Origin of the sequence: Streptomyces griseicoloratus (assembly GCF_014534645.1) — a bacterium.
GTDB classification, from domain to species: Bacteria; Actinomycetota; Actinomycetes; order Streptomycetales; family Streptomycetaceae; genus Streptomyces; species Streptomyces griseicoloratus.
Window position 1 is genome coordinate 1 of record NZ_JACVQF010000115.1, and the last position, 268, is coordinate 268.

1 protein-coding gene is annotated in these 268 nt (G+C 64.2%); it reads right to left on the minus strand.

The genetic code is table 11. The features are described 5' to 3' along the window. On the minus strand, positions 1–268 hold a 268-nt coding region (locus H0H10_RS03375; protein ID WP_188179280.1), incomplete at both ends, for a condensation domain-containing protein.

Genomic DNA, 268 nt, shown 5'->3' on the forward strand with positions numbered 1-268 from the left:
ATACGCCACCGACAGATCACGAGCCAGCGGACCCATCGACCAACCATCCCCGGCGATGTGATGCACCACCAGAATCAGCACGTCTGTCTCTCCGTCGGCGAAGAGGCAGGCGTGCAATGGGACTTCGCTGTCAAGACGGAAGGTGTGCTGTACGGCCTTTTCGATAGCCCCGGCGTCGCCTGCGGAGCCCAGATCGACCGTCGTGAGCTCGAAGCCGGTGTCCTCGACCGGGAGGATGTGCTGGTACGGCTCGCCGTCGACGGACGGG